Origin of the sequence: Paraburkholderia flava, from assembly GCF_004359985.1 — a bacterium.
Classification (GTDB): domain Bacteria; phylum Pseudomonadota; class Gammaproteobacteria; order Burkholderiales; family Burkholderiaceae; genus Paraburkholderia; species Paraburkholderia flava.
The window spans coordinates 1,755,765-1,781,989 of record NZ_SMRO01000001.1 but is presented as its reverse complement, the minus strand read 5'-3'; the positions used below and the strand labels follow the sequence as shown (position 1 = coordinate 1,781,989).

The following is a 26,225-nucleotide window of genomic DNA, read 5'->3' as shown; positions in this document are numbered from 1 at the left end:
ACGCCGGACGTCCCTATGCCGACCGGCCAGCCACGGAGACACCTCATGCACGAGCGGTCCTATCCCGAGACGCGGCCGCGTCACGTCTATCTGTTCGCGACCTGTCTCGTCGACATGTTCGTACCGCAGGCCGGTCTCGATGCGGTGAAGCTTTTAGAACGCGAAGGGATGACAGTCCATTTTCCGCGCGCACAGAGTTGCTGCGGACAGCCTGCGTATAGCAGCGGTAATCCTGAGCAGGCACGCGCAGTCGCACGCGCGCAGTTCGATCTGTTTAGCGAGCCCTGGCCGATCGTCGTGCCGTCCGGTTCGTGCGCAGGAATGATGCGGCATCACTGGCCGACGCTGTTCGAAGACGACCCCGACGCGCGCTCCAAAGCCGATTCACTCGCTTCACGCGTGTACGAACTCAGCGAATTCCTGCTGCGTGTGCTGAAGCTGCGTTTCGATACGCCCACCGACACCACGCTCGCACCTGAAACCGTCGTACTGCACACGTCGTGCGCCGCGCGACGCGAGATGGGTACACGCGTGCACGGCGTCGAGATCGTCGATGCGCTGCCGGGCGTTACGCGCGTCGAGCATGTACGCGAGTCCGAGTGCTGCGGCTTCGGCGGCACGTTCTCGTTGAAGCATCCGGATATTTCCGGCGCGATGGTGCAGGACAAGATCGCGTCTGCGTGCGCGACCGGCTGCGACCGGCTCGTGTCCGCCGATTGCGGCTGTCTGCTGAACATCGGACACGCGGCCGAGCATGCGCATGCGCCGCTGCCGGTCGAGCATCTTGCGTCGTTTTTGTGGCGGCGTACCGGCGGCTCAAGTACGCAGGCGGCTAAAGCGAAGCAGTCAGGAGAAGCAGCATGAACGCACGCGAACGGATGCTCGGACGACTGCGTTCCGCCGCGCCATCGACAGCCGACGTATCGATCGATGAACTCGACGCACGCATTGATGCGCACTACACAGGCCGCCGCGCGTCGCAACCACAGTCGATACAAGAGCGGATCGCAGCGATGCAAACCATGCTCACCGCCGCGCATGCGGACGTGTGGTGTGCCGACATCGCAACGTGGCCCGCGCAACTGGCCGCGCGTCTCGCGGCGGAGGGCGTACGCAATCTGCTGCTCGATACGACGACACCCGAAGGCGCGGCGCTCGCTGCCGCGCTGCCGCCCGACGTGAACGCGCGCACCTACGCGCAGCCGATCGAACACTGGAAAACCGAACTCTTCGACACGATCGACGCAGGCTTCACCGTCGCGCGCTCGGGCATCGCATCGACGGGCACGCTGATCGTCGCACCCGATGCGGGCACACCACGCACCGTCTCGCTCGCGCCGCCGCTGCACATCGCGCTCGTGCACGCGCACACGCTGCATGCGGACCTGCACGCGGCCGCGCACGCCGAGCGCTGGCGCGACGGCATGCCGACGAATCTCGTGCTGATCTCGGGACCATCGAAGACTTCCGACATCCAGCAGACGCTCGCATACGGCGCGCACGGCCCACGCAAGGTGTGGGTCGTGATCGTCACCGATACTGCAAACGCGCACGAAGGAGCCACGCAATGAGCGCCCAACCGCTGCACTTCGTCCCGCAGACGGATTTCAAGGCCCGCGCCCGCGCCGCACTCGACGACCCGAAATTGCGCAGCAGCTTTCGCGGCGCGATGGACTTCCTGCAACAGAAACGCGCCGTCCAGTTCCCCGACGATGCCGAACTCGACGCACTACGCGATCTCGGCGAAGCGATCCGCCAGCATGCGCTCGCACGGCTACCCGATCTGCTGGTGCAACTGGAGGCGAAGCTGACCGCAGCCGGCGCGCACGTCCACTGGGCCGAAACCGCCGACGAAGCGAACGCGATCATCCATCGAATCGCACAGGAACGCGGCGCGCGGCGCGTGATCAAGGGCAAGTCGATGGCGAGCGAAGAGATCGAGCTGAATCACTATCTCGGCGAACGCGGCATCGAGTGCATCGAGTCGGACATGGGCGAGTACATCGTGCAGCTGGCCGGCGAGAAGCCGTCGCACATCGTGATGCCCGCGATCCACAAAACGCGCGGCGACATCGCCACGCTGTTCGAAGAACACATCCCCGACACGCCGTACACCGAAGATGTCGACGAGCTGATCCAGACCGGCCGGCGCGCACTGCGTCACGCGTTCGTCGATGCGGACATCGGCTTGTCCGGCGTGAACTTCGCCGCCGCCGACACGGGCACGCTGTGGCTCGTCGAAAACGAAGGCAATGGCCGCCTGTCGACCACCGTGCCCGACGTGCACATCGCGATCATGGGGATGGAGAAGGTCGTCGCGAAGCTCGAACACATCGTGCCGCTGTCGAGCCTGCTCACACGCTCCGCGACCGGCCAGGCGATCACCACGTACTTCAACCTGATCTCGGGACCGCGCCGCGCAGGCGAACTCGACGGTCCGCGCGAGATGCACATCGTGCTGCTCGACAACGGTCGCACGCAGGCCTACGCGGACACGCAATTGCGCGCGACGCTGCAATGCATCCGCTGCGGCGCGTGCATGAATCACTGTCCGGTCTATACGCGGATCGGCGGTCACGCGTACGGCACGACGTATCCCGGCCCGATCGGCAAGATCATTTCGCCACATCTGCTCGGCCTCGATGCGACCGCCGATCTGCCGACCGCATCGAGTTTGTGCGGCGCATGCGGCGAGGTGTGTCCGGTGCGCATTCCGATTCCGAAGCTGCTGATCCGGCTGCGCACCGAAGCGAACCGCTCACCCGACGAAACGGTCGCGCATCCGCTGCGCGGCCAGGGCGCGAACTTCAGTCGACGCGAGCATATCGTGTGGCGTTTCTGGAGCGGCGCGTTCGCGCATCCGCGCGTGTACCGGCTGTTCCGCTGGGCCGCGACACGGCTGCGTGCGCTCACGCCGTCGCGGCAGATGGGTTGGACTCGCCACCGCGCGCCACTGGTGCCGGCGCCGCGCAGTCTCGCGGATCTGCTGCGCGAGCGGGGGCAGCCGGAATAGCGCAATCACGGCGGAGTCCCGGGGTTATTACAAAAGCCTTTCTGACGTGATATGCTCGCGTCTGTCCTTGGGGAGTAGCCGGCTTCTACCCAGAAGCGCCTGCATCAACATTCTCGGTCGCCCAGACCGTGGTGCAGGTAGCCGTCAGGTTGGCAAGACCATCGACATACCACGCGACCGGTCGGGCGCGATGGTGTGTCGCGGTTTTCCGCCCGACCTTGAGCGCTCCTCTCATGAATCCCGTTGCCACTCTGTTCCTCGCGTTTGCCATGTCGACCGATGCCTTTGCCGCGGCAATCGGCAAGGGCACGACGCTTCATCGTCCCCGCTGGAGCGAAGCCCTCAAAACAGGCTTGATCTTCGGCGTCATCGAAGCACTGACTCCGCTGGCCGGATGGTTTCTCGGCAGGGCCGCCGCGCAATACGTGTCCGCGTGGGATCACTGGATCGCGTTCACGTTGCTGCTTATCCTGGGCGGCCGCATGGTGTTCAACAGCTTTGCCGCGAAAGAGATCGAAGAGGAGAAGCCAGCGACGCACTCGTTCTGGCTACTCGCGTTAACCGGCTTCGCCACCAGCATCGATGCAATGGCGGTCGGCGCGGGCCTCGCGTTCGTCGACGTCAACATCTATTCGACTGCTGCGGCGATCGGTCTCGCCACTGCGTTGATGGTCACGATTGGCGTGCTGTTGGGCCGTGTGCTCGGTCATGTCGCCGGGAGGCGCGCGGAACTGGCCGGCGGTGTCGTGCTGATCGGCATCGGCGGCACTATTCTTGCCGAGCATCTGAAGATTTTCGCGTAGGCGTCGTAGGTTCGCGATACGCGTGCGTCGTACAGCCTTCGCTTGCTGTGTCATTGCGCGCTACGCGATGCGGTCATGCTCGCGCGCGCCGCATTCGCTACACTTGTCCGGCGTAGCGCACATCGAGCGCATCGACGGACACGGAGGCGGCATTCATGGCAACGAAAAAGGCCCGGATCCTGACGGGCATCGGCGGCTGGACGTTCGAGCCGTGGCGCGGCGGCACGTTTTATCCCGAAGGTCTCACACAGAAACGCGAACTCGAATACGCGAGCCGCAAGCTCACGTCGATCGAGATCAACGGAACGTTCTACGGTTCGCAAAAGCCGGAGACGTTCGCGAAGTGGCGCGACGAAACGCCGGACGGTTTCGTGTTCTCGCTGAAGGCGCCGCGCTTCGCGACGCATCGACGGGTGCTCGCCGAATCGGGCGAATCGGTCGAGCGGTTCTTTTCGAGCGGCGTGCTCGAACTACGCGACCGGCTCGGCGCAGTGAACTGGCAGTTCGCGCCGACCAAGCAGTTCGATGAAGAAGACTTCTGCGCTTTTCTGGACCTGCTGCCGAAGCGCGCCGACGGACTCACGCTGCGTCACGCGGTAGAAGTGCGGCACGAGAGCTTCCAGTGCGATGCGTTCGTCGCGCTCGCGCGCAAGTACGGCGTCGCGATCGTGATGGCCGGCGATTCGAAGTATCCGCAGATCGCCGACGCCACCGCGCCGTTCGTCTACGCGCGGATCATGGGCACCGACGAAGCGCACCCGCACGGCTACGACAAGGGCGCGCTCGATCAATGGGCCGCCCGTGCCCGCACGTGGGCAGCAGGCGGCACGCCGGAAGGGCTCGAAACCTTCGGCAAGTCGCCCGCGAAGGAAACCGCACGCGACGTGTACCTGTACGTGATCAGCGGCTACAAAGCGAGCAATCCGTCTGCGGCGATGGCGTTGATCGAAAGGTTGTCGAGCTAGCGGTAGGTCGACGTCACGCCTTTCCGGCCTTCGGATGAGCGAACGCGCCGGAGCGGCGGTTCGCATCCGGCAACTGCCGCGTCTCACGCAGCGAACGCGGATGCCACAGCTTCGCGCCGCCCTCGATACCCGCATCGTTCGACACGACCGCAACGTTCGGCGGCAGCTTGAACGTGATCCGCGTCGCATTGCCGCCGCCGATCCACAGCTTGTCGTAATTCACGAGCGACGAAAGAATCGCGATGACCTTCTCGACGCGGTGATTCCAGCGCTTGACGCCGGCCTTCTTGCGCGCCGCATCGCCGATGTACTGATCGTACGCACGCCCCTTGCTGACCGGATGATGCGCAAGCTCCAGGTGCGGCATCAGTTCGCCGTCGCGAAAAATCGCCGTGCCGACACCGGTGCCGAGCGTCAGCACGAACTCGATCCCGTCGCCTTCGATCGCGGCGAAGCCCTGCATCTCCGCATCGTTGATCATCCGCACCGGCAGATCGCCCAGGCGCGCGGCAAACGCGGACGCAAGCGGAATGTCGTGCCAGCCGTCGACGCCGATGTTCGGCGCCGTCAGCACGCGGTTGTTGCGCACGAAGCCGGGGAAGCCGATCGAAATCTGCGTCGGCGGGAACGCGGCGATGATCGGTTGCACGAGCGCGACCAGCGCATCGACGAGTTGCCCCGGCGTGCACGGATGCGGCGTCGCGACGCGCACGCGCTCAGTCAGCATCTTGCCCTGCGAATCGATGATCGCGGCCTTCAACCCCGTGCCGCCGACGTCGACGGCGAGGATGTGTTCCGCCTTGCGGCCGCGTGCGGGCGAGGCTTTCTTTGCGGCAGCGCGAGTGGTCTTCGCGGTCTTCGACGCGTGAACGGTTTTAGTCGCCGTTGTGCGCCCCTTCGCACCGGAAGTGGAAGCGGTCTTGCGCACGGTTTTTCGAGTGGTCGTTGTCTTGCGAGTCGTCACGCCAGGTCCCCTTTAAGGTCGTTCGTGTGAAGTCGGTCGTCTAACCGGTTTATCACTTCGAATCCTGCTTCTTCGCAGCAGGCTCCTGCACCAGCGGCCGCCATGCCCGCCCATCGCGCGCAAGCAGCGCGTCGCTTTCCTTCGGTCCTTCGCTGCCCGCCGGATAGCCGTGCACCTGCACCGCGCCGCCCTTCGGATGCAGCACGTCCTCGACGGCGGCCCACGTCGCCTCAATGCTATCCGCGCGCTGGAACAGCGTCTCGTCGCCGAGCATGCAGTCGTACAGCAGCGTCTCGTAACCGACGTTCGCGCGTTCCGCGAAGAAGTTCGAATAATCGAAAGTCGATTGCACCGCGCCGATCTGCATCACCGGGCCGGGCACCTTCACGTTGAAATCGAACGTCGTGCCGTGCGCGGGATCGATCCGCAGCGTCATCACGTTCGGCGTCAGCGCATCGACGGGCGTGTCGCGGAACAGACGGAACGGTACGGGCTTCAACTGCACGGCGATTTCCGTGCGGCGTGTGGCCAGCCGCTTGCCGGTGCGCAGATAGAACGGCACGCCGGCCCAGCGCCAGTTGTCGATGAATACACGCGCAGCCGCGTAGGTCTCCGTCGAGCTGTCTTTCGCGACGTCCGGTTCCTCGCGATATCCCGCGCCCGCCGGTCCTTTTTCGTACTGGCCGAAGACGACGTCGTCCGGATGCAGCGGCTTCATCGCATCGAAAATCTCGGCCTTCTTGTCGCGCACGTTCTCGGCGTCGAACGAATTCGGCGGCTCCATCGCGACCATGCCGAGCAGCTGGAACAGATGGTTCGGCACCATGTCGCGGAACGCGCCGGTCTGCTCGTAGAACTTGCCGCGCGACTCGACGCCGATCGTTTCGGCCGCCGTGATCTGCACGTGATCGATGTACTCACGCCGCCACACCGGTTCGAGCAGCGCATTCGCGAAACGCACCGCGAGAATGCTCTGCACGGTGTCCTTGCCGAGAAAGTGATCGATCCGGTAGATCTGCGATTCCTGCGCGTACTTGAGGAGCTGCGCGTTCAGTTCGCGCGCCGACGCGAGATCGGTGCCGAACGGCTTTTCGATCACGATACGTCGGAACGCGTTGTCGCTTTCCTTCAACAGCCCAACCTTGCCGAGCCGTTGCACGATCGGCTCGAAGAAGCGCGCGCCCACCGCGAGATAGAAGATAACGTTGCCGCCGCCCGCGCTGTCGAGCTGCTGCTTGACCTTCGTGAACGTATCGTCGGTTTCGAACTCGCCGGCCATATATTGCATTCGCTTCGCGATGCGGTTCCATGCGTCGTCGTCGAGTTTGCCGGCGTGGAACGTGCTGGCCTTGTCGGCGGCGAACTGGTCGAGCGAGCGTTTCAGATCGTCGCGCCACGCGGAGGTTTCCTGCTCGCCGTGATTCACGCCGATGATCGTCATGCCCGGATCGAGCAGCCCATCCACCGACAGGTTGTACAGCGCGGGCATCAGCAGACGTTTGGTCAGATCGCCGGCTGCACCGAAGATCACGAGCGTGCACGGCGGGGCGGGATGTTTTCCAGCGGGCGCCGGCGTGGTGGCAGCGGCGGAGTCAGTTGCGTTCGGAGTAGTCGTCATGGGTTTCGCCTGAAGAAGAGTCGAACGAAGCGGTACAGGAAAGACAGCGCCCGAACCCGGACAGTTCAAAACAATCCGCATGGAACGGCGCGACGTTCCGTCGCTCTCCGTTGCATGGCGCGTGCCTGCACGTGCCTGCGTGTGCCTCGCGGTTACTTCATCGCCGCCATATCCGCGCCGGCCGTGTTCGGCACGCTGCCGGACACGCCCGCCATCCGCGGTTGCAGCAGCAGCGCGACGAGCCCGCTCCAGCCGGTCTGGTGCGACGCGCCGACGCCGCGGCCGTTATCGCCGTGAAAGTATTCGTGGAACAGCACGAGGTCCTGCGAACGCGGGTCCGCTTCGAGCAGCGGGTATGCGGCCATCACCGGCCGCAAGCCGTCCCGGTTGCGCAGGAACAGGGTCGTCACGCGGCGCGCGAGTTCGTCGGCGATTTCGCTTAACGAGAACTTCTGTCCCGAGCCAGTCGGGTACTCGACGCGAAAATCGTCGCCGTAATAGCGATGGAATTCGTACAGCGATTCGATCAGCAGGTAGTTGACCGGCATCCACACCGGGCCGCGCCAGTTCGAATTGCCGCCGAACACGCGCGAATCCGATTCGGCCGGCAGGTACTTCACGCAGAAGCTCTGGCCGTCGTGACGAAACTCGAACGGCTGGTCGCGATGCACGCGCGACAGCGCGCGCACGCCGTGATCGGACAGGAATTCGCTTTCGTCGAGCGTGCGGCGCAGCAGCGCTTTCATCCGGTGGCCGCGCAGCAGCGACAGCAACAGCGCGTTGCCCTTGCCCGGTTCGTTCCAGCGCGAGACGAGCCGCGCCAGATCCGGACGATGCTCGAGGAACCACACCAACCGGTCGCGCAGGCCGGGCAGGTCGCCGTGCAGGCGCTGTTCGAGCACGTGTACCGCGAACATCGGAATCAGCCCGACGATCGAACGGACGCGCATCGGAATGCTCGTGCCGTCGGGTAGCCGTAGCTTGTCGTAGAAGAATTCGTCGGCGCTGTCCCACAGGCCGGTTTCGCAGTCGTCGTCGCTGCTCACTGCCTCGGCGATGTACAGGAAGTGCTCGAAGAACTTCACGCCGATGTCGACGAACACGTGGTTCGCGACCGCGAGTTCGAGCGCGATGCGCATCAGGTCGAGCGCGTACGCGGCCATCCATGCGGTGCCGTCGGCCTGATCGATGTGACCGCCGGTAGGCAGCGGCGACGAACGGTCGAAGATACCGACGTTGTCGAGCCCGAGAAAACCACCCTGGAAAATATTGCGGCCGTCGGCGTCCTTGCGGTTCACCCACCACGAGAAATTCAGCAGCAGCTTGTGGAACACGAGCTCCAGAAAATCGCGGTCGGCCTTGCCGGTCAGCGCGCGATCGATCTCGTACACGCGCCACGCGGCCCACGCGTGCACCGGCGGATTCGCGTCGCCGAACGCCCATTCGTATGCGGGCAGTTGTCCGTTCGGATGCTGGTAACGATCCTTCACGAGCAGCAGCAACTGACGCTTCGCAAACGCCGGATCGATCAGCGCGAACGCGGCCGCATGGAACGCAAGATCCCACGACGCGTACCACGGGTACTCCCACTTGTCCGGCATCGACACGATGTCGCCGTTGCACAGATGCCGCCAGTCCGCGTTGCGGCCGCGCTTGCGGGCGGCCGGCGGCGCCGGTTGCGCAGGGTCGCCGTCGAGCCAGCGCTGCACATCGAACTGGTAGTACTGCTTCGACCACAGCATCCCCGCGAGCGCCTGACGCTGCACGAGCCGCGCATCGGCATTCGGGATTTCGTGCTGCAACGCTGCGTAAAACCCGTCGGCCTCGGCGATACGCTGTTTGAACAATGCATCGGCGTCGAGCGGTTGATCGTCTTCGGTCGAGTCATGCCGCCAGCGCAGATAGATCACCGCGCGACCGTGCGGCCCGAGTTCGAGTGGCACGTGCGCCGCCGCGCGCGTGCCCATGTCGCTACGCACCGCATTCGCATCGCCACCGACGATCCAGTCGTTGAAGCCATCCTTGAACGGACCCTCGCCTTGTGCGCCGAACAGACGCCGCACGTTGGTCTCGTTCTCGCAGAAACGCCAGTCGGGTTCGGGGGCGTTGCCGGTGCCGGTCCCGGTACCGGTCCACGCGGTGACGATGATCGTCCCGTGGTCCGGGTCGTCGCCGATCAGTTCGGTTGCGCCGTGCTTCGAGTGGCTTTTCGTCAGCGACGGTTTGTTCTTCAGCCCTTTCCACGACCACTTGTTGCGGGCCCAGATCTGCGGCAGCACGTCGATCGATGCGGCTTCGTCCGCGCGGTTCTCCACCGTCACGCGCATCACGATGTCTTCGGGCGTGTGCTTCGCGTATTCGACCTGCACGTCGAAATAGCGGTCGTCGTCGAACACGCCGGTGTCCAGGATCTCGTACTCGGGCATGTCCGCGCCGCGCCGCGCGTTTTCCTGGATCAGGTCGTCGTAGGGGAAGGCGGCGTGCGGGTACTTGTAGAGCATCCGCATGTACGAGTGAGTCGGCGTGCCGTCGACGTAGAAGTACAGCTCCTTCACGTCCTCGCCGTGATTGCCCTGCGAGTTCGTCAGGCCAAAGAGGCGTTCCTTCAGGATCGGATCGCGCCGGTTCCACAGCGCAAGCGACACACACCAGCTGAGCGTATCGTCGCCGAATCCCGCGATGCCGTCCTCGCCCCAGCGATACGCGCGGCTGCGCGCGTGATCGTGCGGGAAGTAGTCCCACGCGGTGCCGTTCTCGCTGTAGTCCTCGCGGACCGTGCCCCACTGACGTTCGCTCAGGTACGGTCCCCAGCGCTGCCAGCGCGCGCATTCGTGCGAATGCAGGCGGGAGCCTTCGATGGTGTCGAGCAGATTGGCGGCGCGCAGCGGTGGCATGAAGATCCTTTTTTCTGGGTTGCCTCTGGCTTGCCCCTGGCATCGGGACACACATCGTAGCGCGGTTTGCGCGTGGGTGCGTCTTTGTGCAGTGCGTTAAACGCGGGTGCGAATTGCTTGCTGGTTGCTTTGCGTGAGCGGCCCGGCCCGCGCCTCAGGGCTTGGCGAGCATCCGCTCGATGCGCAGCAGTTCGCCGAGCGACCACGCCTGGAACGGTGCGCCGCCCGGCGTATGCGGTGCATCGCCGTCCGCGACTTCGGACACGTGATCGAGCCCGGCCTCGTCGAGATGCGCGATCAGCGGCGCGAGAAAGCCCTCGCGCACTTCCGCACGGCTCACGTCGCTCGTGCCGTGCACACGCAGCCACGCTTCGACGAACGGACCGAGCAGCCACGGCCACACGGTGCCCTGGTGATACGCGCCATCGCGCTCGCGACGATCGCCCGCATAGCGGCCGCGATACGCGGGATCGGATGGCGCGAGCGTGCGCAGACCGAGCGGCGTAAGCAGATGCGCATGGACCTGGTCGACCACCGCGCGCGCCACCGCACCTTCGAGCAACGCGAACGGCAATCCGCCAACCGCGAAGATCTGGTTGGGACGCAACGCACGATCGACGGTGCCCGCCACATGATCGACATCGACGACATCGAACAGGCCGCCGCCCGCCGGATCGACGAAGCGCTGCAGGAACGCATCCGTCGCGCGCGCGGCCGGTGCCTGCCACGCAGGGTTCCATGCGGACGCGATACGCAGCGCGTTGATCCACAACGCCTGCACTTCGACCGGCTTGCCGATGCGCGGCGTGACGACCCAGTCGTCGACTTTCGCGTCCATCCAGGTCAGTTGCACGCCGGGCACGCCCGCGCGCAGCAGGCCGTCGTCGTCGGCTGCAATGCCGAAGCGCGTGCCGGCTGTGTAGCCTGCGAGGATTGCATCGACGGTGTGCTGCAGGCGATCGCGTGTTGCATCGGATGCGCTGCCCGTCGCCAGATAGTCGTGGACCGCGACCGCGAACCACAGCGATGCATCGACCGAGTTGTATTCGGGCGCGCTGCCGCCGTCCGGAAAGCGGTTCGGCAGCATGCCTTCCGATAGCGTGCCGACCCATTCGAGCAGGATCGACTCGGCTTCCTGGTAGCGGCCTGTTGCGAGCAGCAAGCCGCGCATCGAGATGAACGTGTCGCGGCCCCAGTCGGTGAACCACGGATAGCCCGCGACGATCGTGCGGCCTTCGCCGCGTGCGATCACGTAGGCGTCGGCTGAGCGTTGCATCCGTGATGCGGTGGCTACGCGGCGTGTGTGTTCGGTGGTAGCGAGTGCGTCGGCGCGTTGGGTTGTCTCGTGGGTCTCTGTCTGCGTGTTTGTCTGCGTGCCTCCGGGCTCCGCGCGCAGGATCATCGTTGCGGGTCCGGCGGCGAGATCGAACGAGAACACGCCGGGCGTTGCGAGGTCTTCGATGCAGTCGAGGCCGCGTTCGCGCTCGCGCAGGTAGCAGAAGTTGCGATACCAGTCCGGCGCGTGCGCGTACGTGCCGTTGGTCGACGCGACGATCGCGGGCAGGCCGCCGTACGGTTGCCACGCGATCCGTTCGCCGTCCGCGTGCGCGGTGAAATCGAATGCGGGATTCTCGTGATGCAGCGTGTGATAGTCGCGGCCGGATAGCAGCGGGCGTACTTCGAGTCGAAGCGTTCGTGCGGTGTTCTGCGTTGAATCAGTCGATGCGTCGATGCTCCAGCGCAGCACGGTCTCGCCGCTCGACTTCGCGACGAAAATCTCGGCGACGACTGTCGTGTCCGCATCGACACGAATGCGCCACGTCGGCCACGGTTCGGTATCGAAGCCGAGAAAATTGCCGGTGAGGTCCGGATAGACGACGTCGGGCGCGTAGCGCTGCATCGTCAGCGGGACACGCTGACCGTCCGCGTCGAGCCACGCTTCGACGCCGTTCGCGAGCACGATGCGGCCCGCCGGGGTCTGCACGCAAAGCAACGCGTGATAGCGACGCGTGCGCGCGATGCCGACGGTGCCCGACGCGAAACCGCCGAGGCCGTCGGCTTCGAGCCATTCATCCTGCAGGTGTGGTGCGGCGATGGGGGCTTCGATGCGTGTCATCGGTTGACCTCGGCGATGAAGCGGACGGAATCGGCGGCGGGCTCGCGTTCGCTCAGCTCGCCAGTTGCGCGTCGATCGCTTCGAGCAGACGCGGATCGTCGGCGGTGACGTCCGGCGCGAAACGTCCGACCACGCGACCATCCCGGCTCACGAGGAATTTCTCGAAGTTCCACAGCACGTCGGGTGCCGGGTTCGGCGCAATGCCGTAACCCTTCAGACGTTCGCGGAACGGACCCTCGCCGGACGTGGCCGGCTGCGCGGCGGTCAGCGCGCGATACAACGGATGCTGCTGTTCACCGACCACCGAAATCTTCGAGAACATCGGGAATGTCACGTCGTAGGTCGTGCTGCAGAAGTCCTTGATCTCTTCGTCGCTGCCGGGCTCCTGGCCTTTGAAATCGTTTGCCGGAAACGCGAGCACTTCGAGACCCGCCGCGCGCTTCTGTTCGTACAGCGCTTCGAGCCCCTCGTATTGCGGCGTGAGCCCACACTTCGACGCGACATTGACGACCAGCAGCGCCTTGCCCTTGAACTGGCCGAGCGTCAGATCCGCGCCGTCGATCGAACGTACCGGGATGTCGTAGATTGCGTCACTCATGTTTTGTCCTCTTGGGGTGAAGGAGCGCGGTGCTGGAGGAGTCCGGCGTGCGCGCTGGGGATCGTGGCTGCGCGCGCAGGTCGCGCGGCACGATCAGGAACGTCGATGATGCCACGCTGCGCGGAATCGTTCAGAAGCGGTGTCCACCGCTTCGAGACGTTTTACCAACGCTGATGGACTTCAGGTGCGATGTGGCGTTCATAGACGTCACGGACGCGTTGCATCACCTCGTCGGACAGTGGCGCAAGATTCGCAGCCGAAACGTTCGACGCCGCCTGGGCCGCATTTTTACTGCCCGGGATGATGACGGAGACGGCGTCTTCCATGAGAATCCAGCGAAGCGCCAGCTGCGCCATGGAGGCGTCCACCGGTACAAGGCCGCGCAGTTCGTCGACTGCTTTCAACGCGATGTCATAGGGCACGCCGGAGAACGTCTCGCCGACGTCGAACGCCTCGCCATGGCGATTGAACGCACGATGATCGTCCGAAGCGAACGTCGAATCCGTGGACATCTTGCCCGTGAGCATGCCGCTCGCCAGAGGCACGCGCGCAATGACGGCGACGTTTCTCCGTTGCGCCTCGCGGAAGAACAAGCTGGCAGGCCGTTGACGGAACATGTTGTAGATAATCTGCACCGAAACCACATTGGGATACTCGATCGCCTTCAGCGCTTCCTCGACCTTTTCGACCGACACACCGTAGAACCGGATCTTGCCGGCAGCGACAAAATCGTCCATCGCACCGAATACCTCGGGATGGTAATAAACCTCCGTCGGCGGGCAATGCAACTGCACCAGATCGAGCGTATCGACGCCCAGGTTCAAAAGGCTTCGGTCGATGAAAGCTTCAAGCTCACGCTTGTTCGTATAGCCACTCGTCACATGAGGATCGAGCCGGCGCCCAAGCTTGGTGGCGACCATGGGACGCTCGCCGCCTCGTTGCCGCAACACGTCCCGGATGATCCGTTCTGAACGGCCGTCGCCATAGACGTCAGCCGTGTCGATGAAGGTGACGCCGATATCGAGCGCGGCGTTTAGCGCGGCCCTGGCGTCGTCTTCAGCGACATCGCCCCAGGAGCCGCCGATCGCCCATGCTCCAAAACCGATTTCCGATACATCCCAGCCGGTACGACCGAATTTTCGCTTCGAAAGCGTCATGTGATTGCCTTTCCTTTGGTTTGCGATGTTACGTCGCCGGCGCTTCGATGAGTGCTCTGCATCGGTGCCGGCGGCGTTGTTCATGATCAGGAACGTCGATGATGCCACGCGGTGCGGAATCGTTCAGAAGCGGTGTTTGCGCGTACACCGCCGCGCGATATTGCTGTCGACCCAGGGTTGCCGTTGGAGTTGCTCCGCAACAGACCTTTGCAAGCACACGCTCAGCGCGCAACCTGACGAACAAGGGAGGGCCATCGAACCCACAACGTCACTGGCCGTCTACTCCCATCGCTTTCAATGCGGGAGCTAAAGCCCGGCCCAATTGTTTGCCAAATTGCCGTTGCCTTTCTTGCTCCGCACGACTGGCCCACATATTCGGGAGCAATTCCCGCTCCGAGTCGCTTGCATATTCGGCACCCTGGTCCAGATATTTCTTTGCGAGCTCTGGATTGCCGAGTGGATCTTTTTCCCCGGTGAGATGGGCAAGGGACGACTGCATCCCAAGAGACATCATTGCCGTCGGGTCTCCCTGTTCAGCGGCCTTGCGCATCCAGATCAGGCTTTGCTCTTCGTCCTGTTTAACACCATCCCCATGCTTGTAATCGTAGCTGAGCCTGAACTCCGCATCGCGCTGTCCCTGTTCAGCCGCCTTCCGATGCCAGAAAGCAGCCTGGACAGCATCCTTCGGGACACCTCGCCCCGTCGTGTAGAAGGTGCTGAGAACGAGTTGCGCGTCCACGTTCCCGTGGTTAGCTGCGTTCAGGCAGAGATCGGCGGCTTGCTTCATTTCCGCAGGAATGGCCCAGTCATCATCTGAGGCCGAGATTGCGGCGGCAAGGCACCGCGCTTCGATCTGGCCTTGTTCAGCAGCTTGCTGAAATAAGTACGTTGCCTGCGTCCGATCCTTCGCCACGCCCATGCCGGTCAGGTAATCGATGCCCAGTTCCAGTTCAGCATCTGCGTCTCGTTGAGCGGCGGCAAAATAGGCTCGCGAGAATGACAGCGACTCGCTCTCCGATTGCTGCACGAGCCCTCGCCACCACGGTCCGCTTTGGTTGTCGTCAACAGGTTTGAGCTGGCCATTAGCGACCATCTGCCTGATGCGCGCTCGGGCAAGAACAAATCCCTGTTCTGCTGCTTTCCGATACCAAAGCACGGCTTCCGTCTCATCCTTTTTTACTCCGTGGCCCAGCTCGTAGCATTGCCCCAGGTTGTATTCGCCGCCCGCATTTCCCTGGCCGGCCGCCTGACGGAACAGGGCGAGTGCCTTGCCGTAATCCTTCGATGGGCCCATCGTGTACAGAAGCCCGCGTAGTACTTCCGTGTCGGGGCCAGCGTCGAGATGCTCAGTTTTCACCTGGGTGGAGGAGTTACCTGCACCGTTGTTCTGAACGTGTGCACATCCGCTAATAGCAGTCACTGCGACTAGCAGCCAATTTGCCAATCTCTTCCGCAAGATCATATTAGTCCCCCGGTTGGCGCACTTTTGCTGTTCGCTCACCCCAGCCCGACGATTGTCGACGAACCTGGCCTGTCTGTCGAACGTCGGCTATTGGCTGAACTGAGCCCACCCGGTTTCGCGGCCTCTTCACTCTCCCTGCGTCGTCCTGCCCCATGTCGCCGACTGCTGGCCTGGCCGAAAATATCTGCACTCGTTTGCTTCGCTCGACCGACTGCGCAGCGCAGCGCAGCGCAGCGCTCAAGGTTAAGCGAACGAAGTTCAAAGGCAGGTGAATCTCGACGATTGAGCGTCTGTTTCCCGCGCGTGTCTGCTGTATGTCCAGCGCAAGATAACCCCACGAAAAAGCATTGCATCCTTCCTGTCAAAGAGGAGATACGAAGCGAATCTTGAAGGCACGACTATCTAAGATATTTTTCGATATCCGACTTCTCTTGCCGGATATCCTCAAGGTCACGCGCACGGTCCTCCGACGAGGGTGAATCCGCGTTTAGACATCGCGATCAAGAGGAGCGTCCCTTGATAATCCATCAATCTATCAAGTAGCCTCGCGTCACCGAAACTCTGGTCCTTTTGATTCTGAGCACCTGGATAGCGGTCAATTTCTTTCTCGATCGCGTTCAGCCCTGGATCAGACGAGCCTTTAATCCTCCCGGAAAGAACGTCGGGTTCCACGGCCCGTAGCTCGCTGTAGATATGCAATCCAACATGACGGGCGGCATCCGTTCGAGTTGTGTTTGTTCGATCTGAACCTGTTCCGCTCCATTGCTGGTGCCAGTGTCAGCCTGTGCTCACGATGACAATCGCAATGGCGATCATGAGTCTCGCCCACCAGCTACTGGGGCTATGGATATGCAGTGGTTCCCGATCTTCCGGTACGTTGCTTTCCTGCTTTCGGATAATCAACGCGCGATAATCGATTGCCTCATGAGTACCTGAATTTCGTCTGATCGCGTCAACCAGCCGCCCGAGCCAGCGGGCCACAATTGCGGCTAGCCAGCCACCGCCATAAATCAACGCGGTCAATTCCACGCCATGGTTCCGGGCCAGATCCATCAAGACAAAGAAGGACTCGTTCGTGAATATCGAAATCCAGTCCCAGATACCGTTCATTATGTGAGTTCCTCGGCGCGGAGCGAGGTCTTATGTGTGTATGTGTCGAACGTCTCAACCTGGCCGACCGCTACGGGGGTGTTGGGCTCAGTTCGACCCGGCGCGGACCTCTCGCTGCGCCAGGAAGGTTCCGTTGGGCTGGCGGAAGATGATCTTCGTTACAGCCTCACCCTCGTCGCGAACAAACTCCACGCGGTAGCCTTTCAGCTCGCGAACTGCGAAGACACGCTCACCATAAGGATCGAGACGATATGTCGGCTGGCCGGTCGGTGAGATCGTGAGTTCGCCGTCAGCGTTGATCGCGACCACGTGCACAGTCGCGCCTCCTCGGTAGGTGCCGACACAGGCTTGGCGAAACGCTGCGTCGAGCGCTTCACCTGAGGCACCGCGGTCAAACACAATATCCGCGACATTGGGCTCGAGTGGTGTCAGGAGGCGATCGATCCGCCCCTCGCGGTCATAGGCGAATGTCACGGCAACGCCGTCTGGCCACAGCGTTTCCGGCTGCTCGTCGAGTTCGAACGCGTCGTAGTGACGATGGATTAACGCGCCCGACATGCCACGATAGCGAAACATGAGCGCGTCACCCGCCGCTTCGATCGCTACGCGGCCGTAGGCGGGATGGACATAATCCCCGACGTATTCGCCCAGAGGCCGGCTCGGCGCATCGGTCCGCCGCGACGCGCGCTTTGCTGCGACATCGAGCGGCCGTTGCGCCACATGGGCGCGCCGCGACTCGCGGTGACGATCAAACCAGGGAATCTCATCCTTACCCGTAAGATGATCGACGATCGCATTCGTGACGATTTCGGTGACGGGACTGCCGCCTCGGTTGATAAGCACCGTGACGCCGAAGCGCCGCTCGGGCACAAGCGACATCAGCGTGCTCCAGCCGATCCAGCCGCCGGAATGACTGATGACCCGTTCGCCGCGGTAGTGATGGGTAGAGAGGCCAAGCCCGTAATGGCTCTCGCCGATTTCGGCGAAGTGCGACTTTCCGGTATAGACGCGCGGCTGGTAGAGCGCCTTCAGCCGCGCAGAGGAGACGAGCGGTGTGCCATCGATCTTGCCGTCGGCAAGATACAAGCGCATGTATCGCGCCATGTCAGACGCAGCAACATTGATCCCACCCGCTGGCGTATCGGCGATCGGCCAGAGCCGCGCGCGCATGCGCACGAATTCGCCTGCTTTCTCCTGATCATGCAGGATATAAGGACGCGCGCTGTCGGAGGCGCGCTCCAGCTCCGTGTCTGAAAAACCGATATTGACCATGCCGAGCGGCGTCATGATCCGCTCCCGCGTGAAATCCTCCCAAGTCTGGCCAGAGATCCGTTCGGCGACCGCCCCAGCCGCAACATAACCAAGGTTGCAATATTGATAGGCCGTTCGAATGTCTTTGCTCGGCTCGAGATAGCGCAGCGCTGCGAGCATCTCGGCGCGCGAAGTGTCGGCAGGCATCCAGATCCAGTCGTGACGCGGCAATCCGGTGTGATGAGAAAGCAGATCGATGATGGTGACGCGCTCCGTCGCGATCGCGTCATGTAGGCGAAACTCCGGCAGATAGTCGCGTACCGGCCTGTGCCAATCTAGACGTCCCTCGTCGACCAGCATCGCCAGACCGAGCGCCGTGAAGGACTTGGTGACCGAGCAAAGGATGAACTGAGTATCTCCCGTGACGGGCAAGCCAGCCTCCACATCGCGCAGTCCATAGGCTCTGACCTGATCCTCCTCGCCGTCCTGTGTGATCGCCAGTGCCAAGCCGGGGACCTGCCATTCCTCCATCACTTCGCGGACGAGGGTGTCGAGATGTTCGGGCACGGTGTTTGTCATTCGAATGGCTCCCTTGTTCCTCCGCAAGCTGACGATTGAGGAGGGGCGTCGATTCCGACGCAAACAGCCTGTGATCTGGCGACAGTGGAAAGATGACCCGATAGCCCCGCATCTTACGGAGCACCAGGAGAGACTCAGGCGAGTATGTGGATAGGTGAATATTCTAGCGATATAGATGCTCTGGATATTGATCCGCTGAAGTGGTCGGGGATTTATGCGTTGATGTCGAAAGGCAGTTGCTGGCCGAACCGAGCCAACCCAGTTTCATGGCCTCGTCGCGCTCCCTCCTTCGTCCTATTCCGTTTCGCCGGATGCTAGCCTCCCCGAAAGTAATTGCGCTCCTTTACTTTGCCCGGCCGGCAGTGCCGAGTCCAAGGTTAAGCGAACGAAGTTCAAAATCAGGTGAATCTCGACGGTTGTGCGCACGTTTCTCAAGCGTGTCGCCCGCATGTCCAGCACGCGACAACCTCACGAAAACGCATCCCATTCTTCCCATTAACTTTCTATTTTCTTTCGACTAACAAACGAAAAATCCCAATCTCCACCCGCACGCAAACGTTTCACAATTTCTTCTTCAACGACGTGGAGACTTCATGCGCACACCCCGACTGCTTCGGTAACACACGATATCAAACGGATGCCCCCGATGAACGGAGACGCTCTTTCGCGCGTGGCCGCTGCCGCGCTTGCGACGCTGACCGCTTTTGCATTGACTGCCTGCGGACCCGACGAAGCACCATCCGCCAACGCAGGCACTAGCGCTTCAAACGCCACCGCCCCCAAACACGACGCAGCGAACAGCTTCGCCCAGGCCGCCGCCGTAATCCAGCCCGGCCCGGGCGCGGCAATCACACCTCACCAGGAAGTGTCCGCGGGTGCCGCCGCGAACATCGGCATGACCGCTTCAACACAAGCCGCAAGCGCAACCTCGGCATTACCTGACTCCATCGCGGACAATCCTGTTGCGAGCGTCGTGGCGAGCCTTGCCGCCGACAGCCAGCAGGTCACGCCGGTGATCCACGCCGCGCCCGGAGACGACAGCTACTGATAACTACCGTGCGCGTCCGCCGCGCGCTCTTTCCCCCCGAGAAGAAGGTGATAAGCAATGACCTCGAATAGCCGTCGTCGTTTCCTTCAAACCGTAGCATCGTCGGCGGGTGCCGCTGCCGCGATGACCGCGTTGCCGGAGTCGATCCGCAACGCGCTGGCCGTGCCTGCGAACCATCGCACCGGCACGATCCGCGATGTCGAGCACATCGTCGTGTTCATGCAGGAGAACCGTTCGTTCGACCACTACTTCGGCCATATGCGCGGAGTCCGTGGTTACAACGATCGCTTCCCGATCCCGCTGCCGGGCGGCAATCCGGTGTGGTATCAGCCGTCGAAGGAAGATCCGACGAAGCCCGTGCTGCCGTTCCATCTGAACACGCAGACCACGAGCGCGCAGTGCGTCGGCGATCTCGACCACAACTGGTACCCGACGCACTACGCGATCAACAACGGCGCGCACAACCAGTGGCCGCAGTACAAGACGGACATGACGATGGGCTACCACCTGCGTAGCGACATCCCGTTCCACTACGCGCTCGCCGATGCGTTCACCGTCTGCGACAACTACTTCTGTTCGATGCCCGGTCCGACGCACCCGAACCGTTCATATCTGATGACCGGCATGGTCGATCCGACGGGCACGCTCGGTGGTCCGCTCCTCGACAACAACGACTACGTCGATAACGACGGTCCGCCGAAGTACCAGCTGCTGTCGTGGACGACGTATCCGGAACGTCTGCAGGCCGCCGGCATTTCGTGGCAGGTGTATCAGCAGGGTCTGACGGGCTCCGATCCGCTGAACGGCAACTACGGCACGAACATCCTGCAGAACTTCACGAACTTCATCAACGCGCAGCCGGGCTCCGCGCTGTACGAACGCGCGCAGACGGTTCGCACGATCGCCGATCTGAAGAACGACGTGCTCGCGAACAATCTGCCGCAGGTGTCGTGGCTGTGCCCGCCGGCCGCGTACTCGGAGCACCCGAGCTACACGCCCGCGTACGGCGCCGAATACACGTCGCAGATTCTCGAGGCGCTGACGTCGAACCCCGAGGTGTGGAGCAAGACCGTCCTGCTCATCATGTACGACGAGAACGACGGCTTCTTCGATCACCTCGTGCCGCCGCAAGCGCCCGCGAACAGCACGCAGGGCAAGTCGACGGTGAGCGTCGAAGGCGAAATCCACAACGTGATCAACCCGGCCGGTCGCGGGGGTACGTACACCGTCGACAACTTGCCGTACGGTCTCGGACCGCGCGTGCCGATGACGGTCGTGTCGCCGTGGAGCAAGGGTGGTTTCGTGTGCTCGCAGGTGTTCGACCATACGTCCGTGATCCGCTTCATCGAAGCGCGTTTCGGCGTGCATGAGCCGAACATCACGCAATGGCGTCGCGCGGTTTCCGGCGATCTGATGTCCGCATTCGACTTCCGCACGCCGGACGCGAAGATCCCGCCGCTGCCGGACACGAGCAACTACATGAGCATGGCCGACCAGCAGTGCAAGGCGAATCCGAAGCCGACCGTGCCGACCTCGCCGACGCCCAGCCAGATCGACGCGCAGGAGCCCGGCATCCGTTTCGCACGTGCGCTGCCGTACGAGCTGCACGTGAACGGCCATGTCGATGCGAAGCAGAACACGCTGACGATCGACTTCGGCAACACCGGCGATCAGGGCGCGCACTTCTACGTGTACGGGACGAACCGCACCGACGGTCCGTGGCGCTATACGGTCGAAGCGGGCAAGTCGCTGAACGACACGTACGACCTGTCGACGACCAACGGCGTGTACGCGTTCGAGGTGTTCGGCCCGAACGGCTTCGTGCGCAAGTTCGCCGGCAATGCGGCGCATGCGGCCTCGCACGGCGGCGGCATCCTCGGTCTGCTGGGCGGTGCGCCGGTGCCGGAGATCAAGGTGCAGTACGACGTCGCGAACGGCAACGTGTTCCTGAAGCTCAGCAACAAGGGCGGCGGCATCGCGCGTCTGACGGTCTCCGACAACGCATACGGCGCACGTCCGCGGACGGTGCTGGTGCCGGCAGGCCTGACGATCGAGGAACCGTGGGTGCTGGCGGCAAGCCATCACTGGTACGACCTGACGGTGACGAGCCACGACGACGCGACGTTCTCGCGCCGCATCGCGGGGCACGTTGAGAATGGTCGGCCGAGCATCAGCGATCCGGCTGCGGTTGCGCCGGTGACGACGCTGTCGTGATGTGATGTGATGTGGTAGATCGGCGGCGCCTGGCGCTGCTGTGGCTGTCGATGAACCCCCGGATGGGTGATGCGTCCGGGGGGTTTTCTTTTGTGGCTTTCCGTTGCTGCGTGCGAAATACGCTCTCAAGCGAGAGCCCAACGAGACCGCGTAGCTATTGCGGCCGTCCTGCTTCGATCCATTGACGGGTCTGTCCCAACGTCAACCTGTAGCGCGCGCAATTGTGCAGACCCAGCGTGCGCAGATCGGCATCGAGCAACGACTGGAACACGTCGACTTGCTCCTCGGGCAGGGACAAGGCCGCGACAGCTTCGCCCAAAGTCTTGCGATCGCGAACGATGCTGCCGATCGCCTCATTCAAGGCTTCGCGAAATTGCAGTCGCACCGGATCCGGAACACCCATCGCTTCGAGTGTGACCGCATATTTTCTGATCGAACGCCGATACGCCCACTCGAACAGATCGACGGCCAGAGCCACGTTCCGATATTCGTAAACACCCATCATCGCGAATGCGTAGTCCCCGGCATCGACATCGAGAAACGACAGCGGCGCGCAGTTGTACAGCATCAGCGGGATGTTGGCCGATAGCCGGCTCGTCCGCTTGTTGCCGTCCTCGAATGGCTGCAGATACGCCAGGTTCACCCACAGAAAAAACGCCGATTCCACGGGGTTCTTGATCTGCCGTGCTTTCTCGACAATGTGCTCGAACATTTCCTCGAGCAGCGAAGACACCTGCGTCGGAATGTATGCCGTGTCGCTGATGTTAACGACCTTCCGGCGAATGCTGCCTAGCCCATCGGCATCGGCGAGAAGATCGCGCATCAGGACAGCATGCAGATTGCGGACAAGAGCGGTGATCAGGCCGTATTCGGGCGCCGCATCCACAAGGAACTCGATGGCCGCCTTGTGGTTGAGCAACATGACCGCATCCATATCGCCGCCGGCGACACCGCTTCTGAACAGCTCTTCCGTGGCCAGCAGCGTGTAGCGATTCCCCTCCAGGCGCGAAGACGACCAGGACAGGTCAATGAGCAGAGGTTCCAGCACCTTGCGTGCGTACGTGGCCGCAGGCTGCTGACCTTTCATGCGCCCCTCTTCAGCCAGCGTCGCCGCGAGTGTTTCTGGCAGCAACGAACTCTGGTTGGGTACGTAGTCGTCCACGAAGCGACGCTGGTAGGTCACGACGTCACGCGCAGCAAGCGGGCGGGATAGCAGGTTTCGTAGCGTCTGACTTTCCGCTGACCACACAGGCCCCGTGCCCGACATTGAGGAGATGAGCGTTGGAGCAGCAGCAGGCGGAGCCGCGGCAATCCGGTAGCGCGTAGCGCGCGCCTTACCTTCCCGCAGAACCTCACCGCTTTGCACCAAAAGATCGAGATGACGCTTAACGGTGGACCAACTGGCCGAAAGCTTGCCGGCAAGTTCCGAGGAACTGGTCCAAAGGTTTCCCTGCACAATTTCCCGGCTCAGCACGGCAAGGATGTCGTCTTTCATGGGCATCGCGTGCTCCGCATCGAATCAGTATCGGCTCATATTAGCTCAAATCAGCTCAAATCAGCTCAATCGGCCTGGAATCAGCTCATTCGAGGTACTGGCGTGAGCTGATTCACGGGACGCGGTCACTTTCGCGAGCTGCCAACGTACTTCGTCTCGGCTAATCAGTTCCAAGAGGTTTGAAAGTACAAAACCTCGGCCGCGCCTGGTTTTCAGGCGCGGCCGAGGTCTCTGTCCCAGCGAGGGCTACGTCATAGCGGCGTCATGATTCACTGCACCGCCGTCGCCTCCCCCACCCGTATCCGCTCACCCGCTCCACCCTGCTCCCCAATCCCCGGCGAAATCGCCTCCAGCGTCAACTGACTCGTCTCGATCCGTAGCGCAAGAATCGCGACACTGAGCAACGCGAGCACCGCGCTCACCATCGTCACCACACCGGTCACACCGAAATGCGTATACAGCACGATCGCGACGTACGGCGTCGACATCGACGCAGCACGTCCGCAGGTGCCCGCGAGACCCGTGCCGCGCAGCCGGTGCGTCGTCGGGAACAGTTCGGGGATGTAGATGAACAGCCCGAGCGTGCAGACCGTATAGATCGTGGTGACGAGCGCGAAACCGGTGATCGAGATCGCCGCCGGCGCACGCATCTGCACGTACGCGTAGCCGAGCGCGATCGTGATGATCGAGAACAGCACGAGGCCATTGCGCCGGCCGATCCGGTCTGCCGCGAAGTAGCCGAGCACTGCCCCCGCCGGCGCGCCGAACGACATCAGCAACACGAAGCCGAGCGACTGCACGATCGTGAGCCCTTCCTTCACGAAGAACGTCGGCAGCCACGCGACAAAGCCGTACAGCGACATGTTGATCGCCATGCAGGTCAGCGCGGCGACGAGTGTGCGGCTCAGCATGCCGCGCGCGAACAGCGCCGAGAACGGCGCGTTCGGCGCCTCGTGGCTAACCACATGCGCAACCGGCGGCAACGTGCCGACGCGCGCGGCCACCTCGCGTTCGATCGCGGACACGGTAGCCTCCGCCTCTTCGAGACGGCCGACGGTTTCGAGCCAGCGCGGCGATTCGGGCATCCGGTGCCGCAGCACCCACACGACGATCGCGCCAACACCCGCAATCGCGAACATGTAGCGCCAGCCGAGATGCGGAATCACCCAGTAGCCGATCGCGGTCGCGCCGAGCAGTCCCGAGTTGACGATCAGCGCGAGCAGCGACGTCCAGCGTCCGCGCGATGCAGGCGGCACGAATTCGCACAGCGTGCCCGCCGCGACCACCAGTTCCGCACCGAGCCCGACGCCCATCGCGAAACGCAGCAGAATCAGCCAGTAGATGTTCGGCGCGAAGCACGCGGCCAGCGACGCGAGACCGAAGATCGCGAGATTCGCCTGATACGAGTAGCGTCGGCCGAACCGGTCGCCGAGATAGCCGGACAACCCGGCGCCGATCATCATCCCGAGGAACGTCGCCGAGATGAAGAACGAGCCGAGCCGCAGATCGGTGAAGCCGCTCTTCACCATCGCGGCGAGCGAGCCGTTGGCGAGGTAGATGTCGAACGCGTCGAGGAACGCGCCCGCGCCGATCAGTCCGAGAATTTTCCAGTGAAAACGGCTGATGGGCAGCCGGTCCAGGCGAGCGCCCGAGTTGACGATAGCCAAATGTGTCTCCGGTTAGTTCTATCGACGGCACCGTCCGGCGCGCATGTCCTCTTGCGGGGCACTGGGGAGCGGACTGGATGGTGTCGAGGAACGGTTTGTTACCGGAGCTTGCGCCCGTCAAAAGCCGAGCGGAATTTGCTTTTTTGGAAGGGCTTGTTCGAAGGGTGCGAATGAGGGAGATGCGGGTGTGGTTGCCTGTGCATTCGTACATTTGCGCGTTTGCGTTCGCTTATGTGTTCGTACACCGCAGCGGATTTCGCGAACAACGGCGCGTGTAGCGTCCGTCAGCTCGCGTCGCTCACCAGCATATCGATCAGCGTGCGGGAAAACTGCGGCAGATCGGCGAGGCTGCGCACGCAGATTTTCAGCTTGCGTTCGGACCACGCGTCGTTGAGCCGGACGAGCGCGATACGCATCGTCTGCGTATGCCGTTGCGCGACGGATTCCGGCACGATGCCGATCCCGACACCCGCCGCAATCATCCGGCACGCGGCCTCGAAATTGCCGACCTGGATGCGCAGCTTGATGCGTCGTCCGAGCGCGTTCGCGGCGATCGTGATGAACGAGTGAATCGCGCTCGATGTGGGCAGGCCGATGAAATCGTCGTCGAGCGTTTCCGCGAAATCGACCGACGCACGCTGCGCCAACGGATGATCCGGCGACGCGACAAGCACGAGCCGGTCGTCGCGATACGGCAGCATTTCGAGGTGGCCCGCGTCGACGTTGCCGGCGACGATACCGATATCGGTCGCGCCGTCCGCGACGCCCTTGACGATCTCGCCGCTCAGCACTTCGCGCAGCTCGACGTTGACGTCCTGATGGTCGCGCAGGAACTGGCTCAGCACGGTCGGCAGGAATTCGCTGATCGCGGTCGTGTTGGCCCAGATCCGCACGTGGCCCTTGATGCCTTCGCCGAAGTCCTGCATGTCGGCGGCGAGGTGTTCGACGCGCTCGAGCACCGAGCGCGCGTGACGCACGAACGATTCGCCCGCAGGCGTGAGCGTCATCCCCTGGCTCGTGCGATACAGCAGACGAAAGCCCAGGTCCTCCTCGAGATTCTTCACGCGCGTGCTCGCGGCCGGCGGCGACAGGTGACATCGCTCGGCGGCGCGCGCGAGGTTCTTCGTGTCGGCGAGGGTGACGATGAGCGTCAGGTCGACGAAATCGACGTGCATGGCGGTCCAGATTGCAGCGGTCACGATGCCGCGAGATGCCGCTATCAAGCGGCGGTCATCGATATTAACCGGTTGCGAACTGGAGGGTCGGGAACG

19 protein-coding genes and 1 riboswitch are annotated in these 26,225 nt (G+C 63.0%); of the genes, 7 read left to right on the top strand and 12 right to left on the bottom strand.

Translation table 11 applies throughout. The features are described from left to right. Positions 1-45 precede the first annotated feature (45 nt). The 5 genes from E1748_RS07945 to E1748_RS07925 all read left to right on the top strand — a co-directional run bounded on the left by E1748_RS07945 (position 46) and on the right by E1748_RS07925 (position 4,781). Positions 46-864 (top strand): (Fe-S)-binding protein, encoded by an 819-nt coding sequence (locus E1748_RS07945; protein ID WP_133646550.1) that lies wholly within the window; start codon positions 46-48, stop codon positions 862-864. Next, complete coding sequence (locus E1748_RS07940; protein WP_133646549.1) at positions 861-1,571, top strand: LutC/YkgG family protein; 711 nt, start codon at positions 861-863, stop codon at positions 1,569-1,571. The genes E1748_RS07945 and E1748_RS07940 overlap by 4 nt, the downstream gene beginning before the upstream one ends. Beyond that, positions 1,568-3,013 carry a LutB/LldF family L-lactate oxidation iron-sulfur protein gene (locus E1748_RS07935; protein WP_133646548.1) on the top strand — a complete coding sequence of 482 codons (1,446 nt, stop codon included), beginning with the start codon at positions 1,568-1,570 and terminating at the stop codon, positions 3,011-3,013. The genes E1748_RS07940 and E1748_RS07935 overlap by 4 nt, the downstream gene beginning before the upstream one ends. Before the next feature lie 57 nt (positions 3,014-3,070). Beyond that, positions 3,071-3,241, top strand: a riboswitch (yybP-ykoY riboswitch). 5 nt (positions 3,242-3,246) lie between these two features. Continuing rightward, positions 3,247-3,816, top strand: coding sequence for a manganese efflux pump MntP (mntP, locus tag E1748_RS07930; RefSeq protein WP_133646547.1), 570 nt, complete (start codon positions 3,247-3,249; stop codon positions 3,814-3,816). Positions 3,817-3,971: 155 nt separating this feature from the next. Next, positions 3,972-4,781 carry a DUF72 domain-containing protein gene (locus tag E1748_RS07925; protein ID WP_133646546.1) on the top strand — a complete coding sequence of 270 codons (810 nt, stop codon included), beginning with the start codon at positions 3,972-3,974 and terminating at the stop codon, positions 4,779-4,781. A gap of 13 nt (positions 4,782-4,794) precedes the next feature. Here E1748_RS07925 and E1748_RS07920 read toward each other — a convergent pair whose 3' ends face one another. The 9 genes from E1748_RS07920 to E1748_RS07880 all read right to left on the bottom strand — a co-directional run bounded on the left by E1748_RS07920 (position 4,795) and on the right by E1748_RS07880 (position 18,530). Next, positions 4,795-5,571 (bottom strand): ROK family protein, encoded by a 777-nt coding sequence (locus E1748_RS07920; protein ID WP_133647292.1) that lies wholly within the window; start codon positions 5,569-5,571, stop codon positions 4,795-4,797. 226 nt (positions 5,572-5,797) lie between these two features. Next, positions 5,798-7,363, bottom strand: a complete 1,566-nt coding sequence (gene zwf, locus E1748_RS07915; RefSeq protein ID WP_133646545.1) for a glucose-6-phosphate dehydrogenase — start codon at positions 7,361-7,363, stop codon at positions 5,798-5,800. A gap of 152 nt (positions 7,364-7,515) precedes the next feature. Then, positions 7,516-10,257, bottom strand: a complete 2,742-nt coding sequence (locus E1748_RS07910) for an MGH1-like glycoside hydrolase domain-containing protein (RefSeq protein WP_240766404.1) — start codon at positions 10,255-10,257, stop codon at positions 7,516-7,518. 154 nt (positions 10,258-10,411) lie between these two features. Continuing rightward, positions 10,412-12,373: an amylo-alpha-1,6-glucosidase gene (locus tag E1748_RS07905; protein WP_133646544.1), complete on the bottom strand. Its 1,962-nt coding sequence runs from the start codon at positions 12,371-12,373 to the stop codon at positions 10,412-10,414. A 52-nt stretch (positions 12,374-12,425) separates the two neighbouring features. Next, positions 12,426-12,971: a glutathione peroxidase gene (locus E1748_RS07900; protein WP_133646543.1), complete on the bottom strand. Its 546-nt coding sequence runs from the start codon at positions 12,969-12,971 to the stop codon at positions 12,426-12,428. 161 nt (positions 12,972-13,132) lie between these two features. After that, positions 13,133-14,128: an aldo/keto reductase gene (locus tag E1748_RS07895; protein ID WP_133647291.1), complete on the bottom strand. Its 996-nt coding sequence runs from the start codon at positions 14,126-14,128 to the stop codon at positions 13,133-13,135. Positions 14,129-14,396: 268 nt separating this feature from the next. Next, positions 14,397-15,422, bottom strand: coding sequence for a tetratricopeptide repeat protein (locus E1748_RS07890; RefSeq protein ID WP_166653517.1), 1,026 nt, complete (start codon positions 15,420-15,422; stop codon positions 14,397-14,399). Positions 15,423-16,367: 945 nt separating this feature from the next. After that, positions 16,368-16,700 (bottom strand): hypothetical protein, encoded by a 333-nt coding sequence (locus tag E1748_RS07885; RefSeq protein ID WP_133646541.1) that lies wholly within the window; start codon positions 16,698-16,700, stop codon positions 16,368-16,370. Between the two features lie 87 nt (positions 16,701-16,787). Then, entirely contained in the window at positions 16,788-18,530 is a 1,743-nt protein-coding gene (locus tag E1748_RS07880; RefSeq protein WP_133646540.1) for a serine hydrolase, read from the bottom strand. 646 nt (positions 18,531-19,176) lie between these two features. Between E1748_RS07880 and E1748_RS07875 the strand changes: the two genes are divergently transcribed. Both E1748_RS07875 and E1748_RS07870 read left to right on the top strand, forming a co-directional pair. Then, positions 19,177-19,578 carry a hypothetical protein gene (locus E1748_RS07875; protein ID WP_133646539.1) on the top strand — a complete coding sequence of 134 codons (402 nt, stop codon included), beginning with the start codon at positions 19,177-19,179 and terminating at the stop codon, positions 19,576-19,578. A gap of 57 nt (positions 19,579-19,635) precedes the next feature. Then, complete coding sequence (locus tag E1748_RS07870) at positions 19,636-21,792, top strand: phosphocholine-specific phospholipase C (RefSeq protein ID WP_133646538.1); 2,157 nt, start codon at positions 19,636-19,638, stop codon at positions 21,790-21,792. Positions 21,793-21,946: 154 nt separating this feature from the next. Here the strand turns inward: E1748_RS07870 and E1748_RS07865 are convergent, their stop codons facing one another. The 3 genes from E1748_RS07865 to E1748_RS07855 all read right to left on the bottom strand — a co-directional run bounded on the left by E1748_RS07865 (position 21,947) and on the right by E1748_RS07855 (position 26,129). Beyond that, positions 21,947-23,287: a Fic family protein gene (locus tag E1748_RS07865; protein WP_240766396.1), complete on the bottom strand. Its 1,341-nt coding sequence runs from the start codon at positions 23,285-23,287 to the stop codon at positions 21,947-21,949. 269 nt (positions 23,288-23,556) lie between these two features. Continuing rightward, on the bottom strand, positions 23,557-24,954 hold the full coding sequence (locus tag E1748_RS07860) for an MFS transporter (RefSeq protein WP_133646536.1): 1,398 nt from the start codon (positions 24,952-24,954) through the stop codon (positions 23,557-23,559). A 284-nt stretch (positions 24,955-25,238) separates the two neighbouring features. Continuing rightward, entirely contained in the window at positions 25,239-26,129 is an 891-nt protein-coding gene (locus E1748_RS07855) for a LysR family transcriptional regulator (RefSeq protein WP_133647290.1), read from the bottom strand. Positions 26,130-26,225 lie beyond the last annotated feature (96 nt).

What these genes read in the sequence shown, in the direction of transcription:
- E1748_RS07945 (WP_133646550.1), top strand. Translation starts at nt 46, where the DNA reads ATGCACGAGCGGTCCTATCCCGAGACGCGGCCGCGTCACGTCTATCTG.
- E1748_RS07940 (WP_133646549.1), top strand. Translation starts at nt 861, where the DNA reads ATGAACGCACGCGAACGGATGCTCGGACGACTGCGTTCCGCCGCGCCA.
- zwf (WP_133646545.1), bottom strand. Translation starts at nt 7,363, where the DNA reads ATGACGACTACTCCGAACGCAACTGACTCCGCCGCTGCCACCACGCCG.
- E1748_RS07880 (WP_133646540.1), bottom strand. Translation starts at nt 18,530, where the DNA reads ATGACAAACACCGTGCCCGAACATCTCGACACCCTCGTCCGCGAAGTG.
- E1748_RS07935 (WP_133646548.1), top strand. Translation starts at nt 1,568, where the DNA reads ATGAGCGCCCAACCGCTGCACTTCGTCCCGCAGACGGATTTCAAGGCC.
- E1748_RS07870 (WP_133646538.1), top strand. Translation starts at nt 19,636, where the DNA reads ATGACCTCGAATAGCCGTCGTCGTTTCCTTCAAACCGTAGCATCGTCG.
- E1748_RS07890 (WP_166653517.1), bottom strand. Translation starts at nt 15,422, where the DNA reads ATGGGCCCATCGAAGGATTACGGCAAGGCACTCGCCCTGTTCCGTCAG.
- E1748_RS07875 (WP_133646539.1), top strand. Translation starts at nt 19,177, where the DNA reads ATGAACGGAGACGCTCTTTCGCGCGTGGCCGCTGCCGCGCTTGCGACG.
- E1748_RS07910 (WP_240766404.1), bottom strand. Translation starts at nt 10,257, where the DNA reads ATGCCACCGCTGCGCGCCGCCAATCTGCTCGACACCATCGAAGGCTCC.
- E1748_RS07865 (WP_240766396.1), bottom strand. Translation starts at nt 23,287, where the DNA reads ATGAAAGACGACATCCTTGCCGTGCTGAGCCGGGAAATTGTGCAGGGA.
- E1748_RS07905 (WP_133646544.1), bottom strand. Translation starts at nt 12,373, where the DNA reads ATGACACGCATCGAAGCCCCCATCGCCGCACCACACCTGCAGGATGAA.
- E1748_RS07855 (WP_133647290.1), bottom strand. Translation starts at nt 26,129, where the DNA reads ATGCACGTCGATTTCGTCGACCTGACGCTCATCGTCACCCTCGCCGAC.
- E1748_RS07895 (WP_133647291.1), bottom strand. Translation starts at nt 14,128, where the DNA reads ATGACGCTTTCGAAGCGAAAATTCGGTCGTACCGGCTGGGATGTATCG.
- mntP (WP_133646547.1), top strand. Translation starts at nt 3,247, where the DNA reads ATGAATCCCGTTGCCACTCTGTTCCTCGCGTTTGCCATGTCGACCGAT.
- E1748_RS07885 (WP_133646541.1), bottom strand. Translation starts at nt 16,700, where the DNA reads ATGAACGGTATCTGGGACTGGATTTCGATATTCACGAACGAGTCCTTC.
- E1748_RS07900 (WP_133646543.1), bottom strand. Translation starts at nt 12,971, where the DNA reads ATGAGTGACGCAATCTACGACATCCCGGTACGTTCGATCGACGGCGCG.
- E1748_RS07925 (WP_133646546.1), top strand. Translation starts at nt 3,972, where the DNA reads ATGGCAACGAAAAAGGCCCGGATCCTGACGGGCATCGGCGGCTGGACG.